This window comes from Winogradskyella tangerina (assembly GCF_003260205.1).
Taxonomy (GTDB): Bacteria; Bacteroidota; Bacteroidia; order Flavobacteriales; family Flavobacteriaceae; genus Winogradskyella; species Winogradskyella tangerina.
Genome location: NZ_QERF01000010.1, coordinates 1 through 14,772 on the forward strand (window position 1 = coordinate 1; position 14,772 = coordinate 14,772).

The 14,772-nt window shown below is 35.8% G+C and carries 15 protein-coding genes; 5 read left to right on the top strand and 10 right to left on the bottom strand.

Annotated features, from left to right (window positions below):
• On the top strand, positions 1–124 hold a 124-nt coding region (locus tag DDY94_RS16355; RefSeq protein WP_157957332.1), incomplete at its 5' end, for a T9SS type B sorting domain-containing protein.
• 7 nt (positions 125–131) lie between these two features.
• A complete protein-coding gene (locus DDY94_RS13950) occupies positions 132–1,142 on the top strand; it encodes a PorP/SprF family type IX secretion system membrane protein (protein ID WP_111685042.1) in 1,011 nt (336 codons plus the stop codon).
• A gap of 46 nt (positions 1,143–1,188) precedes the next feature.
• Here the strand turns inward: DDY94_RS13950 and DDY94_RS13955 are convergent, their stop codons facing one another.
• Entirely contained in the window at positions 1,189–2,355 is a 1,167-nt protein-coding gene (locus DDY94_RS13955; RefSeq protein ID WP_111685044.1) for a vWA domain-containing protein, read from the bottom strand.
• Positions 2,356–2,572: 217 nt separating this feature from the next.
• On the opposite strand from DDY94_RS13955, the gene DDY94_RS13960 reads away from it, so the two are divergent.
• The 3 genes from DDY94_RS13960 to DDY94_RS13970 are packed head-to-tail and all read left to right on the top strand — an operon-like array spanning position 2,573 to position 6,026.
• Positions 2,573–4,765 carry a histidine kinase gene (locus DDY94_RS13960; protein WP_111685046.1) on the top strand — a complete coding sequence of 731 codons (2,193 nt, stop codon included), beginning with the start codon at positions 2,573–2,575 and terminating at the stop codon, positions 4,763–4,765.
• Position 4,766: 1 nt separating this feature from the next.
• Positions 4,767–5,501, top strand: a complete 735-nt coding sequence (locus DDY94_RS13965) for a LytR/AlgR family response regulator transcription factor (protein WP_111685048.1) — start codon at positions 4,767–4,769, stop codon at positions 5,499–5,501.
• A gap of 6 nt (positions 5,502–5,507) precedes the next feature.
• Positions 5,508–6,026 carry a gamma carbonic anhydrase family protein gene (locus DDY94_RS13970; RefSeq protein ID WP_111685051.1) on the top strand — a complete coding sequence of 173 codons (519 nt, stop codon included), beginning with the start codon at positions 5,508–5,510 and terminating at the stop codon, positions 6,024–6,026.
• Here the strand turns inward: DDY94_RS13970 and DDY94_RS13975 are convergent.
• The 9 genes from DDY94_RS13975 to DDY94_RS14015 all read right to left on the bottom strand — a co-directional run bounded on the left by DDY94_RS13975 (position 6,013) and on the right by DDY94_RS14015 (position 14,685).
• A complete protein-coding gene (locus tag DDY94_RS13975) occupies positions 6,013–6,363 on the bottom strand; it encodes a GTPase (protein ID WP_111685053.1) in 351 nt (116 codons plus the stop codon). The two genes, DDY94_RS13970 and DDY94_RS13975, sit on opposite strands and share 14 nt — an antisense overlap.
• Positions 6,364–6,396: 33 nt before the next feature.
• Positions 6,397–7,176 carry a glutamate racemase gene (gene murI, locus DDY94_RS13980; protein WP_111685055.1) on the bottom strand — a complete coding sequence of 260 codons (780 nt, stop codon included), beginning with the start codon at positions 7,174–7,176 and terminating at the stop codon, positions 6,397–6,399.
• 65 nt (positions 7,177–7,241) lie between these two features.
• Complete coding sequence (locus DDY94_RS13985) at positions 7,242–7,742, bottom strand: OmpH family outer membrane protein (RefSeq protein ID WP_111685057.1); 501 nt, start codon at positions 7,740–7,742, stop codon at positions 7,242–7,244.
• Between the two features lie 32 nt (positions 7,743–7,774).
• The gene (locus tag DDY94_RS13990) at positions 7,775–8,911 is read right to left on the bottom strand and encodes an OmpH family outer membrane protein (protein WP_317047187.1); all 1,137 of its coding nucleotides are present in this window, start codon (positions 8,909–8,911) and stop codon (positions 7,775–7,777) included.
• Between the two features lie 151 nt (positions 8,912–9,062).
• Positions 9,063–11,633 carry a BamA/OMP85 family outer membrane protein gene (locus DDY94_RS13995; protein ID WP_111685059.1) on the bottom strand — a complete coding sequence of 857 codons (2,571 nt, stop codon included), beginning with the start codon at positions 11,631–11,633 and terminating at the stop codon, positions 9,063–9,065.
• Positions 11,605–12,345, bottom strand: coding sequence for an isoprenyl transferase (locus DDY94_RS14000; RefSeq protein ID WP_111685061.1), 741 nt, complete (start codon positions 12,343–12,345; stop codon positions 11,605–11,607). Before DDY94_RS14000 ends, DDY94_RS13995 begins: the two co-directional genes overlap by 29 nt.
• Positions 12,346–13,035 (bottom strand): type IX secretion system protein PorG, encoded by a 690-nt coding sequence (gene porG, locus DDY94_RS14005; RefSeq protein ID WP_111685063.1) that lies wholly within the window; start codon positions 13,033–13,035, stop codon positions 12,346–12,348.
• 112 nt (positions 13,036–13,147) lie between these two features.
• Positions 13,148–14,026: an NAD kinase gene (locus DDY94_RS14010; RefSeq protein WP_111685065.1), complete on the bottom strand. Its 879-nt coding sequence runs from the start codon at positions 14,024–14,026 to the stop codon at positions 13,148–13,150.
• Positions 14,027–14,028: 2 nt separating this feature from the next.
• The gene (locus DDY94_RS14015) at positions 14,029–14,685 is read right to left on the bottom strand and encodes a CBS domain-containing protein (RefSeq protein WP_111685067.1); all 657 of its coding nucleotides are present in this window, start codon (positions 14,683–14,685) and stop codon (positions 14,029–14,031) included.
• Positions 14,686–14,772: the final 87 nt, after the last annotated feature.

A 14,772-nucleotide genomic window follows, 5' to 3' on the forward strand; every position in this document is an offset into this window, starting at 1 on the left:
ATGGAACGGTACCTATAATGGCAATAGAATGCCAACGGGCGGTTACTGGTTTGTTGTAGAGTACGACGAACCTACCACAGGTCAACGTAAAGAACTAAGAGCCCATTTTACCTTGAAACGATAAATAAATTATGAGATTAAAAAAGTTTTGTTTAGTAGCATTAACAGCATTATTTGCAAATATTGGACTATCACAAGAAGGTGTTCCGATTTACTCAGATTATCTATTAGATAATTATTATTTAATTCACCCTTCTATGGCTGGCGTTGCGAATTGTGCTAAGGTTCGTTTAACAGCAAGACAACAATGGTTTGGCGTTGATGATGCACCAAGTTTACAAACGCTTAGTATCAATGGAAGAATGGGAGAATCTCCTGTTGCCCTTGGAGGAATATTATTCAATGATGCCAACGGTTTCCATTCTACCGTAGGTGCTTATGCTACTTTTGCATACCATTTGATGTTTTCGAGAAACGAGATCGATCTTAATATGTTATCGTTTGGATTGAGTGCAGGAATTCTTCAATATAAATTAGATGAAACTACCTTTTTAGCGCCAGGGGAATTCGATCAGCTTATTGCAGGGATCGAGCAAAGTGCAACAAACTTCAATATTGACTTTGGATTTTCATACCATTTTGTGGATTTCTATGCACATGTTACGGTTAAAAATATTTTGAAAAACGAAGGAATCAACTTTAATGAGCAAGGATTTGAATTCGATAATTTGAGAACCTATTTGGTATCTGCAGGATATACCTTCAGTAAATATGGAAGTGATTGGAGCTACGAGCCTTCAATAATGTACATGTACAGAGATGCTACTGAAGAATCAACTATAGATATCAATGCTAAAGTATATCGCGAAATGGACTTTGGTAAAATTTGGGGCGGGTTATCTTATAGACGAAGCTTAGATGGTGCTGAATTCCTAGACGGTAGTGGTGTCAGCAGTCAAAAATTACAATACATCACGCCATTTATAGGTGTAGATTATAACAACTTTGTATTTGCCTATACGTATTCTTATCAAGCAAATACCATCAATTTTAATACTGGAGGATTCCATCAGATTACGCTTGGATACAACTTCAATTGTAGACGTGAGAAGTTTGAATGTAACTGTCCGGCGGTTAACTAATAAAAAAAGGCTCAATTTTAATTGAGCCTTTTTTCAATCTTAAAAACTACTTTTCCCAAATATAGTTTTTCTTCTGTGCTTGTGTTTTTATTGCATTGATCATGGCATTTTCTAAGCCGTTATCATTTGTTGATTTACTTGCAACATATTGGCGACGTTTCACGTTCAAATCGGCAATTTCTTTCTGAAGCTTTTCACGCTCTTTTCTTTTTTTATTCACATAAGATTTGATCTCTTCTGTAGATTTTCCTTTTAACTCTTCAGGCAATTGACTCTTGTCAAGCTCTTCATATGAGAAATCAGATTCACTTTCAGCATCTACCAAATCCCAAGAGCTATTCTTATAAAGTCGAGAGCTTTTGCTAACCGTTCGGCTTACTGCGTTTGCTTTGTTATAGCTTCTGGCATTCGAATCTTGTTGCGCTTGCATTTCCATTTTACGTTCGCCCATTCTTCCATAAGCCACATAGGTCTTATTGAGTTTTTCATTGAGTTGTAGAATTTTATCATCATAAGGTGAAGCAATGTGAACCGTGGCTTTATTGTGATTAATAGCCATGTAGTCACCGTGAGTTAAGTCTGCACCATCTTTCCAATATCCTGAAATACCTTGATTGTAATCTCCACAAAAAATAGTATTAACCGTAACATCATTCTGATGCGCCAGTTTTGATGCGTCTTTGTAACTCACATTTCCTTGTGTGTAAGGTTCATTTCCTGCAATGAAAATAAACTTTAAGTCCTTTTTATTTTCACCCCATTCTAATTGGTCAATGGCCGTTTTGATGACTTTTCCACAGTATTCGTTGCCGCCATTTGTCGTTAAAGAAAATAATGATTTTGAGATCTCATCGAGATCATCGCTAAAGGATATCACTTGTCTTAGATAACCCTCAGCCGCATTTAAATTGTCGTTACCATATTCGTATAGTGCAATTTTGAGATTCGGACTTTCCTCATCGCATTTTGCGTAAGACAGTTCATTTACTATTTCCCACAATTGCGCTTTGGCTTGGTCGATGAGTCCATCCATACTATTGCTCGTGTCGAGAAGCAGAGCTACTTTAATTTCAGGTTTTTCAACCCGATATTCTGGTTGAATTGGGATCGTATTCAAACTTAGATCCTCAGTATTCTTTTTTACGGATGAATGACATGCCGTGAATGACAATAAGGTAATTGCTACAGCTAAAACTTTTGAAACTGTTTTCATTTTTGAATTGTTTTTTGATTATTAATGATTTGTAAAGCTCTGCTGAAAAAACAACAATAAAAATCTAAAATGAGTAAACTACTATTGTGAATGAGTATGTAATTTCAATATGTTAGCCAACGCGTGAATTTCTAGTAAAAATCGGCTCTGAAATGTGCTAAGTCATTTTTTGAAATGAAATAAAGTATGTAGTTTAGGACAATTAATTGAAGGCGAATTGAAAGCATTTAGACTTTATATATTATTAATTTGTGTTATTGGACTGTCAGGTTTAATAGAAGCACAGGATAAAAACACATCAGGAAGAAGCAAACTCGAGCGCAGTACAGAGGATGTGTATTTTACAATTAGGGGTACTGTTTACGACAAGAAGACTTATGAAGCAGTACCAAAAGTTAGTATTCAGGTTAATGGAAGCAAATACACCACTTCAGATAGCAATGGTAAATTTTCAGTGCGTGCCAGAGTTGGTGATGAGCTCATCATAACGCATAGCTCCTTTGATCCTATATACCATATTGTTGAAAGTAATGACCGTATTTATATCGAAGTTCAGCAAGAGCAGTTTAATAAATTCAAAACTTCAAGATCTTTTGAAAGTCGAAAAGTTTTCAATAGGCACATTGATTCTGCGGATTATTATTTGAAAAAGGACGCCGAAAAAAGTATAAAATTTGTAGGTGATGCACTAAACGTGAATACTTCAACCGTACAGAGTGGTGAAGCTCACGAGCTTTTAGGTGATATTTATATCTATTGGAAACAATATGATTTGGCCATAACGGCCTTCAAAATTAGCCTTCAGAATTACAAGACCAATTCAGCGCGACTTAAACTTGCAAACGCATACCTTAAGAATGACGACTTCGAAAAAAGTATTCAAACTTACAGCGAAATAGATGAGAAAACGCTCTCTAACTATGAAAAAACAATGCTTTATGAAGGTATGGGTGATGCCTACCTTGAAGCGAAAAATTTTGATGAGGCGGTAGCATCTTATGAAAAAGGGCTGTCGGTAGCAAAAGAACATTTAATCACGCCAAAAATCACTGATCTCAATTCAAAAATTGCGCAGGCCTATAATTTTCAAGGAAACATTCAAAAGGCAAAAGGATTTTTTGATAGCTCGCTAGATCTGGCGACCAAAGAAAACAAAAAGCGTGCGGTAGAAGAGCAGATTAAGGTCGCGGAATTTAATAGTGCTATTGAAGATTACGACAGTGAAATAGAACTCAGAAAACAAGCACTTGAAAGTATTGAGGACATTAAATTAGATTCGGTTATTCCTAATGAAAGTGCACTAACACCTCAGAAACAAAACTATAAATTAGGTAATGCATATCTCTTAAATAATGACCTTGAAAATGCTATTCCGTCGTTCAGAAAGAGTATAGAAGAGGCCGATAAAAATGCCGATCTCGATGTGAAAAAAGATGCTACGCGTAAACTTTCTGAGGCGCTTATTGATGCAGGAAATATTGAAGAAGGCCGAATATGGCTCGATGAATACAAGAAGACGGTCGACGAATTGTATGCTAAGAAAATACAAGAAATATCTCGTGCTGCTCATTTCAGTCGAAGTATTGCAGAACAGCAAAACAGGATTACATCCTTAGAGAGTGACAGACAATTATCTTTAAAAACTTATGAATTAACCGAGGAACAAAATAAGCGTCAGAAATTAATTATTTATTCACTGGTTGGTGGATTGGTGCTGTTTCTCATTACCGGATTTATGATGTTTAAGTACATCAGGCAGCAACGTTTTGCAAATAATCTTCTGGCGTTGAAATCGCTTCGAAGTCAGATGAATCCTCATTTTATTTTCAACGCATTGAATTCGGTAAATAGCTTTATAGCCACGAATGATGAGCGAACAGCCAATAAGTATTTATCTGATTTTTCACATTTGATGCGTTCTGTCTTAGAGAATAGTGAAGAAGATTTCATTCCGTTAAAGAAGGAAATGGAGTTGCTCGAGTTGTATACAAAACTAGAACACTTTAGGTTTCAAGATAAGTTTGAATATTCTATAAATATCGATGATAAGATCAATGTTGAAGAGTTTTTAATCCCTCCAATGTTGCTGCAACCCTATATCGAAAATGCGGTTTGGCATGGGTTGCGTTATAAAGCGGAGAAGGGTCATTTAAATATCTCGGTCAATTCAAAATCGAAGAATGAAATTGAGATCATTGTTACTGATGACGGAATTGGCAGACAGCGTTCAAAAGCCCTTAAAACCTCTAATCAGAAGAAGCAAAAATCTAAAGGAATGGACAATATAAAACAACGCGTTTCCATTCTTAATGAAATGTATAAAGATAAGGTTGATGTTAGTATTGCTGACTTCAGACCTAACGAAGAAGATACAGGAACAAAAGTAGTGGTGACATTAAAAAAAGTTTGATATGAAATTACAAGCCATTTTGGTTGAAGACGAAGAAACCAGTAGAGAGATTTTAAGAAATTATCTCACAAAGTATTGTCCAAACATCAATATTATTGGCGAAGCTGGTAACGTTGAAGATGCTTTAGTATTAATACGAAATAACGAATTGGATGTTGTTTTTCTAGATGTTGAAATGCCCTTCGGAAATGCTTTTGACCTTTTAGATAAGGTAGGTAACATCGACTTTGAAACCATCTTTGTAACGGCTTATAATCACTATGCCATAGAAGCCTTAAATGCCCATGCATCCTATTATTTAATGAAGCCAATTTCTATTGATGAGCTTATTAAAGCCGTTGATTATGTTACCGAAATTAGAGCCAAGGAAGATGCACTACAAGACCAGGTTTTGGTGCCAAAAACCAACTCGGTAGCGGGTAAAATTACGATACCACAACAAGACGGCTTTGAAATATTGAACACCTCAGACATAATGTACTGCAAGGCCGATGACAATTACACCGAGATCTATCTCAATAACAATAAGAAGAAATTGGTGAGTAAAACACTAAAATACATTGAAGAAAGTTTGAAGGATGCTAATTTTGCTCGTGTGCATAAAAGTTATTTGGTAAACGTAAATGAAGTGGTGAAATATGTAAAAGGAAAGGGTGGAAGCGTGGTCTTAAGTAACGGTAAAGAAATTATGGTTTCGGCCTCAAAGAAAGCAGATTTGTTGTCTTATTTTAAATAGAATTATATGCCAATTGTAAAACCAGTTAGAGGAATTCATCCTCAAATACCCGAAGATTGTTTTGTGGCAGACAATGCCACCATTGTCGGTGAGGTTACCATGGGTAACCATTGTAGTATTTGGTTTAACGCTGTTGTACGAGGTGATGTTCACTTTATAAAAATGGGAGATAAGGTCAATGTGCAAGACGGTGCTGTTATTCATGCGACCTATAAAGTATCGCCAACTACAATTGGCAATAACGTTTCTATAGGTCATAATGCTATTGTACACGGTTGTACCATTCACGACGATGTTCTTATTGGAATGGGAAGTATTGTGATGGATAATTGTATAATTGAGAGCAATAGTATTATAGCAGCTGGTGCGGTTGTTACAAAAGGAACCATCGTAGAGTCTGGGAGTATTTATGCTGGCGTACCTGCAAAAAAGGTTAAGGATATTAGTGCTGAATTGATTTCAGGAGAGATCAATAGGATAGCTAATAACTATATGAAGTATTCAAGCTGGTTTAAGGAAGAATAGTCTTCAGTTTTTCGATCAATAGTTCAACGCTAGGTATTTCATTCAAGTCATCTTTATTCAGAAGTGTTGAAAGGTGAAGATCTTCAAGTTTTAATACGGAAGGATAGCTAATGTCAGCATCAGGAAATTCTGCTTCAAATTCATCTTTGTGATAAAAAATCATTTCAGCCTTACTTTCAATTCTGAATGTTTTCCAAAGATTATTTTCAGAAAACGTGTCATAAGTAAGCGCACAAAGACTGCAAGGGTAGGTAGATGGATTCAATAATTTGTGCCCTGTATCTAACAATGCATTTAGCTTTCCAGAGTTGGCATTATAAACAAAGATGAAGGTCATGTCTTCTTAGTAACCTTTAATGAGAATTCCTTACTAAAAATCGAGATAAGCCGTATCAAACTGATGGTCTAATAAGGTATTTAGAACTTCAAGATTTCCGTTAGTATACAACTTAATTGCTGATGTACTATTAGCTTGGTTTAAGATATGATGTTTCTCGAGAATAGCTTTGGTCTGTTTGGCCACAGCCAAGCCAGAATCTATAATCGTTACCTCCTTAGGCAGCATCGTTTTTAGCATCGGAATTAAATAAGGATAGTGCGTACAGCCAAGTACCAAATAGTCAATATTCTCTTGAATCATGGGTTCTAAATAAGAATTCAACAAATTCTTCATTTCATCAGAATTCAATTTGCCAGATTCTATTAACGGTACTATACCTTCGCCAACTTGTTCTATCACCTTAATGCCACTTGCGTATAAATCTGATGTTTTATGAAATAAATGGCTACTAAGCGTGCCCTTGGTGGCAAGAACGCCTATCGTTTTTGTTTTGGTATTAAGAGCGGCTGGTTTAATGGCTGGTTCAATTCCAATGAAGGGTACATCGTAATGAGACCTTAGATAAGAAATGGCATTCGTGGTCGCTGTATTACAAGCAACAACAATAAGTTTACAGCCAAGTTCGAGCAATAACTCGGTATTTTTGATACTTAATTCTACAATTTTATCCGCAGGTTTGTTACCATAAGGCGCGTTTATACTATCGGCTAAATAAATACAATCTTCATTAGGAAGTAGGTCTACTATTTCCTTGAATATTGATGTGCCACCTACACCGGAGTCAAATATGCCAATAGGTTGTTTGCTCATAATTATCACAAAAATAAAAAGTCGCTTGGAATAAGCGACTTTTTATCTGTTTATGTGTTGTATTCTTAAATTCCTAATTGTGCTTTTACGTCAGCCATTAAGTCTTTTCCTTTAGCAACAATTAAACCACCTGCCTCTAAAACATAATCAAATCCTTGATCTGCTGCTACTTTTTCAATAGCTACTTTAGCTTTCTCCGTAATCGGCTTTAAAAGGTCGAATTCTTTCTTCTGTAGATCTTGTTGTGCAGTTTGTTGAAATTGCGTTAAGCTTTGTTTCATGCCTTCCACTTCCTTCATACGCTCAATATTAGTCTCTTCAGTCTGGCTTTCAGCTTCAGCGTTATATTGCTTAAGCTTGTTGTCTAATTCTTTTAAAGAATCCTGAATCTGAGCTTCATAAGTTTTGCCTAATTTTTCAATCTCAGCTTGTGCAGCTTTATATTCTGGCATTGCCTGTATTAATTCCTGTGTATTAATATGCGCAATCTTACTCTGAGCAGACATAAGGCTTGTTGCTCCTATAAATAGTGCCGTAGCAAGTAATAACGTTTTGAAATTTTTCATTTTTTCTAAATTGTATTTGTGTGTTATAAGTATTAATTATTTTCTCCTTCGTTTTTCTTAGCGTTCGCTATAGAATCTCTTCGTTTTAATTGTTTTTCGCGCTCTTCGCGTGCTTTTTTACGTTGTTCTTGTATTTTCTTCTTGCGTTCTTCTAAAGCTTTACGTCTTCGTTCTCTGTCCTTTGCTTTTATTTCAGCCGCTGTTAACGGTTTTTTCGCAGCGGTCGTATCTTTTTTCACTGTGTTTTTAGCCTGGGTTGAATCTGTTTTCGTTGCAGGTTTCTTTTCAGTGGTGTCTTCTGCTTTTTTAGCAGCATCTTCTTTAGGTTGTTCTCCTGTATTAGATGCTTCGGTCTTTGTTTCCTCAGTTTCAGATTTCCTTTTATTACGTTCATCTAAAACTTTCTGGCGACGTTCATCAGCTTCACGCTTTTTAGCCGCTCTAATAGAATCTTGTCGTGCTCTTCGTGCTTCTAAAGCTTTTTCACGCTCTGCTCGTTTTGCAGCCAATTCAGCTTCTCTCGATGCTTTTCTTTCATCTAAGGCTCTCTGTTTTTCATCTTTCTCTTCGCTTACCACAGGTACAACTTCTTCGTCTTCAAGCTCTTTAATTTCCTTTTTATTTTTTGCCTGATTACGACGCGATGTTCTTGTGATTGTTCTTAATACCTGCTCACTAATATCATAGCGTTCAGCAGAATAGAGCATTACAACATCTGCCGACTTATCGAAGATGAAATCGAATTTTTTTGTTTCAGCTATTTGTTGAACCGCTGCGAAAATCTGATCTTGAATAGGCTCAATTAATTGCCTTTTCTGAATGATCATATCACCGCCTGGGCCAAATCGTTTTTGCTGATAGTCTAAAATTTCCGCTTCTTCAAAAGAAATATCCTCCATACGCTCTTCATAGAGTTCCTTAGTTAAGAGTACACTCTCGTTTTCTAATTCCTTCTTTTTTTGTTCAATAACACCAAGTTTCTTTTCAATATCTACTTTCCATTGTTGAACTTTTTTATCTAATTGCGCTGAGGCTTCCTGATATTCAGGGACGTTTTGAAGAATATATTCGGTATCTATATAGCCAATTCTAACACCACGTTGTGCATTAACACTAAAGCTCGTCAGACCGATTACTGCCAATAAAAAAAGAACTTTAAACTTCATCATGATTAATTTTTTGTTTTGAGACATTTTTGGTTAACCAAACTTTTCTTTGTGATTAGTGCTATTTGGCTTCAAATGTAACGAAATAAATGATTAAAAATTTTAACATCATGATGAAATCGTTATTTACAGATTAGAAAATATCGTGCCAAACTTAAAATTGTTGTCCAATAATGAAGTGCGTTTGCCAACCACTTTTTTGAGTATCTCCAGGAACAGGGTCAAATCCATGTCCGAAGTCTATACCTAAAAGTCCGAATGCTGGCATAAAAATTCGTATACCCAATCCTGCTGATCTCTGAAGGTCGAAAGGATTGAAATCTCTAAAGCTATTAACAGATTGACCACCTTCAATAAATGATAAACCGTATATTTTTGCTTGTTGCCCTAAGGTAATAGGGTAGCGTAATTCAAGAGAAAACTTATTGTAGATCGAGCCACCATCTTGAGTCGACAACGACTGATTAGGGTAACCTCTTAGCTGAATGATTTCTCTACCATCTAGGGCAAAGTTTCCTAAACCGTCACCACCAACAAAGAAACGTTCAAAAGGAATAACGCCTCTATCGTTATTATAGGCGCCAAGGAATCCGAATTCTACACTCGGTCGTAATACAAGTTTTTTAGTAAGCTCTGTATACCAATCTCCCTTGAATTTAATTTTATAGAATTCTAACCATTTAAATCGTTCCTGATCTATTTCACCAATACGCTCAAGATCTTCAGGGTCTGATGGGTCTAATTGATCTCTTTCTTCACGAAGTGATTTGTAATCCACACCGTTTACCAATGAATAAGGGAATGAGAATTTCGCTGAAACGGTAAAGTTAGATCCACCAGTTGGATAAATCGGGTCAGTATAAAGGTTGTTTCTACTTAAGCCAATGGTATACGAAAGGTTATTCGCCGTACCATCACCGAAAGTAAATAAACCAGTATTGTAATTCTTTAGGTCATAATTCTGATAACTGATAGCTTGCGATAGTAAGAAGTAATCGTCTGGTTTGTTCAATCTGGTTGAAACACCAACAGTTAAACCAAGAATATTGAATCGTCTGTCTCTATCAGCTCTACGCGTCTGTGGATCGAATAAGAACTGTCTTGAATACGAGACCGACGTTGATAATTGGAATGGTTTTTTACCACCTAACCATGGCTCACTGAAGGAGAAACTATAAGTTTGAAAAAACTGACTCGCCTGCAAACGTAATGCTAAACTTTGTCCGTCACCTCTTGGTACTGGCTTATAGGCATCTTTGTTAAAAATATCTTTGATAGCGAAGTTATTGAAGGATAACCCTAATGTACCAATGAATCCACCGCCACCGTAACCACCTTGTAATTGAATTTGGCTAGATCCTTGTTCAACAACTTCGTATTCTATATCTAAAGTTCCGTCAACTGGGTTTGGATTTTTAATATTTGGAACAAGCTGCTGTGCATCAAAAAATCCAAGTTGCCCTAATTCTCGAAGGGTTCTGATAATTTGAGATTTACTGTAGAGCTCTCCCGGACGAGTTCTTATTTCTCTGTATATAACGTGGTCATTTGTGACGTCATTTCCTACTACGGTTACGTTATTAAAGTAGGCCGGTTTACCTTCAGAAATACGAATTTCCATATCAATAACATTGCCTTCAGCACTTACTTCAACCGGATTAATAGTTGAAAACAGATAACCTGTGTTCTGGTAGGCATTGGTTAAACTTGCAGCATCAGGATCGTTAGGATCATCGATGCGTTCTCTAAGTTCAACACCATTATATACATCACCTTCAACAATACCTAGGAAATTGGCAAGCTGTTTATCTGTATAAACCGTGTTTCCAACAAAGTCTATTTTTCCGAAGGTGTATTTTTCGCCTTCTTCTACTCTGATATCTAAGCTTATGGTTTTGTCGTTATTATAGATGATTGAGTCTGAAATGATTCGTGCATCTCTATACCCGTTTTCTTTGTACTTATCAATAACACTAACAAGGTCTTCTCTAAAATCTTCTTCAATATATTTCGAACGTTTAAGAATGCGAATCGGATTCTTTTTCTTGGTGTTCTTCATCGCTTTGCGAAGTTTTTTCGCTTTGATTTTATCATTACCGATGAAGTTGATCTTTCTAATTTTTACTTTCTCACCGCGATCGATTTTCACTACCATGTTCACACGTTCCTTTTCGATAGAGTCGATAACTTTTGAAGTCGTAATATTAACCTTAGTATTTAAATAGCCTTTCTTTTTATATTTATTGGTAAGGTAATTTCTGGTTGTAGCAATAAGGTTTTCAGTTACTTTTTGCCCGGCCTGAAGCTTATTTTCGCTAATAATCTCGTCTATTTTACCTTTCTTAACTCCAAGAACAGTGACATCTTTTAACTCTGGTAGATCGATGAGTTTTATTTCTAAATCGGCCGTATTTCCATCAATATTTGTGATGTAAATATCTATACTACTAAATAAATTAGATTTCCAGAGGGTTTTTACTGCGTTGGCAATTTTTTCACCTCCAACCTGAATTTCTTCATTTTTACGCAGCTTCGAATAAGCAATTATAGTTTGAGGACTAAAGTTGGTATTACCAGTTACTGTAATCTCTTTAATTAAATATGTAGCGCCACTTCCTTGACCATAACTATTAAATGAAAGACTAAATAGTATTAGGGTTATTATTAAAGTTGCAAGGGATTTTGATTGACTAATATTAAGTAAGTTGTTCGCTTGTTTTTCCAAATCTTCGTTCTCTATTTTGATAATTTATGAGTGCTTCATACAGATTTTCTTTCTTAAAATCTGGCCATAAAATATCTGTAAAATACAATTCTGCATAGGCTATTTGCCATAGCAAAAAATTACTGATTCTCTGTTCACCGCTTGTGCGAATTAGCAGGTCAACATCTGGTAAATTTTGCGTGTAAAGATGCTTATTTATAATGGATTCATCAATACTTTCGGGAGAAATTATATTATTTTTAACTTTAACTGATAATTCTTTAATAACATTAACAATTTCTTCACGAGATCCGTAGCTCAAAGCCAATGTTAATGTCATATTTGTATTATTTTTTGTCTTTTCTATAACATCTAACAGTTCGTGTTGTGCCTTTTGAGGTAAATCATGAAGCGATCCAATGGCCGAAAGTTTAATATTATTGTCTTGAAGTGTTTTAATTTCCTTTTTTAGGGACTTAACTAAAAGTTTCATTAAGGTCTGAACCTCTAGCTTTGGGCGTTTCCAGTTTTCTGTTGAAAAGGCATAAAGGGTTAAATTCTTTATGCCGATTTCGGCACTTGCCTCAACGGCTTCTCTTACGGCTTTGGTACCATTTTCATGACCAATAACACGCATAAATCCCTTTTGTTTTGCCCAACGGCCGTTGCCATCCATGATAATGGCGACATGATTAGGAAGTTTTTCTTTGTGTATTTGTTCTTTCAGCTCCATTTAAAAATTGCAATAGCAAGGTCGTCTTCCAAAGGTGTAAGTTAAGGTAATTCCTGAAAATACATACCAATCATTACTATTTGTGTTACCAAAACTAAATTGATCTCTAAATTCTCCATCCGGAACACTACCATCTAACTCATCCGAAAAGGTGTATCGTGCCCCTATTTCTGCGGCAAGTACAAAATGATTACTTATGTTGGTTTTATACCCTAAAACCATGGGAATACCATAAGCCCAACTATTTGTGTTTTCGGGAGTATAGACACCATTTTGATCAAAAAAATAATTGTCGTGATTAGCAACCGAAATACCCGAATACAAATATGGTGTTCCTTTCATGCCACTGGTATGCAGGTCAAATTCCCAAAAGGTGAATTCCATTCCTGCTGAGAATTCAAAAATACTAGTATTGAAAGAATAGCCACGCTGAATACGTCTTGGATCATCTGATTTACCATCTATTCCTTCAAGATCAGAAAAAATAAATGAAGCTCTAAATGAATGTCGTGGACTTCTATTCCATTTTAAAATAGCGCCAAAGGCGGCCTGATTTGGAGATATATAATCGGTGGCACCAACATCACCAATAAAATTACTTCCACCAACAAACACGCCCACTTCATAGATTTGGGCTTCAGTGCTTTGAAGGAAGCAAATACTTGTAAAAATTAGGAAAAAATACCTCATAAATTTTTCAAAGTTCGCAAATATAACAATTATGATTAGCCTATAATAATTTGACAGAAAATGTCTTACAGATTAACAGTATTTATGGGCTTTTATTGTATGAAAGCGTAGTTTAGTTACGTCGGTCTTCGCCCCAAAGTAACTTTTTTCTGAGGGTATCTAAAAAGGTTTCATTTAGGCGCTCTACCATTCTTATACTAAAGTCTGCTTTTTGAACCTTTACCGTTGTTGAATTTGGTAGTGTTACAATTCTCGAATCTAAAGACATTAAGAATTGATCTTCTCTGCCATCAACATTGAAAGTCACGGTTGTGTCATCAGGGATGATCAATGGACGTGCGCTGAGGTTATGTGGCGCTATGGGCGTAAGAGCGAAATTTTTAGCATCTGGCGCAATTACTGGTCCGCCGCAACTTAGAGAATATCCTGTTGAACCTGTTGGCGTAGACAGAATAAGACCATCAGCCCAATATGAGGTAAGGTATTCATCATTAAGATGTGTTTTAACCGTAATCATGGAGGTGGTATTCTTTCGGCTTAACGCGATCTCATTAAGTGCAAAATTTGTGTTTTCGATGGCGCCATTCGAAGGCTCTGTTGTGACGCTCAATAGGGAACGTTCAGAAATTTTATAGTTGTTTTTGAATATTTCAGAAAGAGCCTCTTCGATTTCTTCAGTTTGAATAGTGGCCAAAAACCCTAAGCGCCCTGTATTGATACCTACTATCGGAATGCCAGAATCTCTTACATAGGTTATTGCTCGAAGTATTGTACCATCACCACCTATACTTATAAGTAGATCATAACTATTGTCTAATTCTGAAAACGTCCTTACGGCCGAACTGTTTTGAATAGCTTCATTTTGCTGACTCAGAAAATCTTGCTCTACAAAAATTCCAACTTTATGATCTAGTAAAACTTCTAGAAGGATCTCGAATGCTTTTTGAGTAGAATCTTTCGCGTAATTCTGACCGTAAACTGCAACTTTCATAATTACATATTTAGGTATTTGTCTAAATATTGTGAGCGTTCCTTAAGACTTTCGATATAAGAATCTTCCTCATGGCCAGATACAATATTGTAACTATAGCGTCTAAAGGTTTGAATGACATCGTTAAGGCTAGTATTACTTATTTTCAGTGTAATCTGAAGTAGATCTGTGCTCATCTTTGAAATAAATGCACCTAATAACTTCGCATCATTCGATTCTACAATTTGACTAATTTCACTAAACGAATAATCGTTAATACCCTTTTCAATTACAATAATGCCACCTGGTTCAGAAAAAAACGGAGTTTCGTTGAACAAATGAATAATATCATTGAGTTCGTAATACCCTAAGTAGGTGTTATTATCATCCAGAACAGGCATAATATTACAGTCGTGCTCAGCATAAGCCTCGAGTACGTCTAACCAATTTGTGGTTGGCCTAACGTAAAACCCTTCAATAGTGTATTTACAATCATTGATAGATTTAGCACCATCAAAACAATGGGCGTCGGTTTCAGAAATACAACCCAAATATACACCATCATTCTGAATAGGAATATGCGAGTAGGTCAACTGATTGAACAGCATTTGTAGATCGCTAATTTTATCAGTGATACTCAATGGTTTTATATCATTTATTATAAATTCCTGTAAGTGCATAACGTGGGTTCAATATCTTGCAAATTAATCAAAAATAACCATAAAAACCCAAGATGAGTTCTGTATTTTTGTGTTTCAAAATTTAAT

Bases quoted from the DNA above. Each gene is read 5' to 3' on its own strand.
- DDY94_RS14015 (WP_111685067.1), bottom strand. From the start codon at position 14,685: ATGCACTTACAGGAATTTATAATAAATGATATAAAACCATTGAGTATC.
- DDY94_RS13955 (WP_111685044.1), bottom strand. From the start codon at position 2,355: ATGAAAACAGTTTCAAAAGTTTTAGCTGTAGCAATTACCTTATTGTCA.
- porG (WP_111685063.1), bottom strand. From the start codon at position 13,035: ATGAGGTATTTTTTCCTAATTTTTACAAGTATTTGCTTCCTTCAAAGC.
- murI (WP_111685055.1), bottom strand. From the start codon at position 7,176: ATGAGCAAACAACCTATTGGCATATTTGACTCCGGTGTAGGTGGCACA.
- DDY94_RS14000 (WP_111685061.1), bottom strand. From the start codon at position 12,345: ATGGAGCTGAAAGAACAAATACACAAAGAAAAACTTCCTAATCATGTC.
- DDY94_RS13990 (WP_317047187.1), bottom strand. From the start codon at position 8,911: ATGATGAAGTTTAAAGTTCTTTTTTTATTGGCAGTAATCGGTCTGACG.
- DDY94_RS14010 (WP_111685065.1), bottom strand. From the start codon at position 14,026: ATGAAAGTTGCAGTTTACGGTCAGAATTACGCGAAAGATTCTACTCAA.
- DDY94_RS13965 (WP_111685048.1), top strand. From the start codon at position 4,767: ATGAAATTACAAGCCATTTTGGTTGAAGACGAAGAAACCAGTAGAGAG.
- DDY94_RS13975 (WP_111685053.1), bottom strand. From the start codon at position 6,363: ATGACCTTCATCTTTGTTTATAATGCCAACTCTGGAAAGCTAAATGCA.
- DDY94_RS13985 (WP_111685057.1), bottom strand. From the start codon at position 7,742: ATGAAAAATTTCAAAACGTTATTACTTGCTACGGCACTATTTATAGGA.
- DDY94_RS13950 (WP_111685042.1), top strand. From the start codon at position 132: ATGAGATTAAAAAAGTTTTGTTTAGTAGCATTAACAGCATTATTTGCA.
- DDY94_RS13970 (WP_111685051.1), top strand. From the start codon at position 5,508: ATGCCAATTGTAAAACCAGTTAGAGGAATTCATCCTCAAATACCCGAA.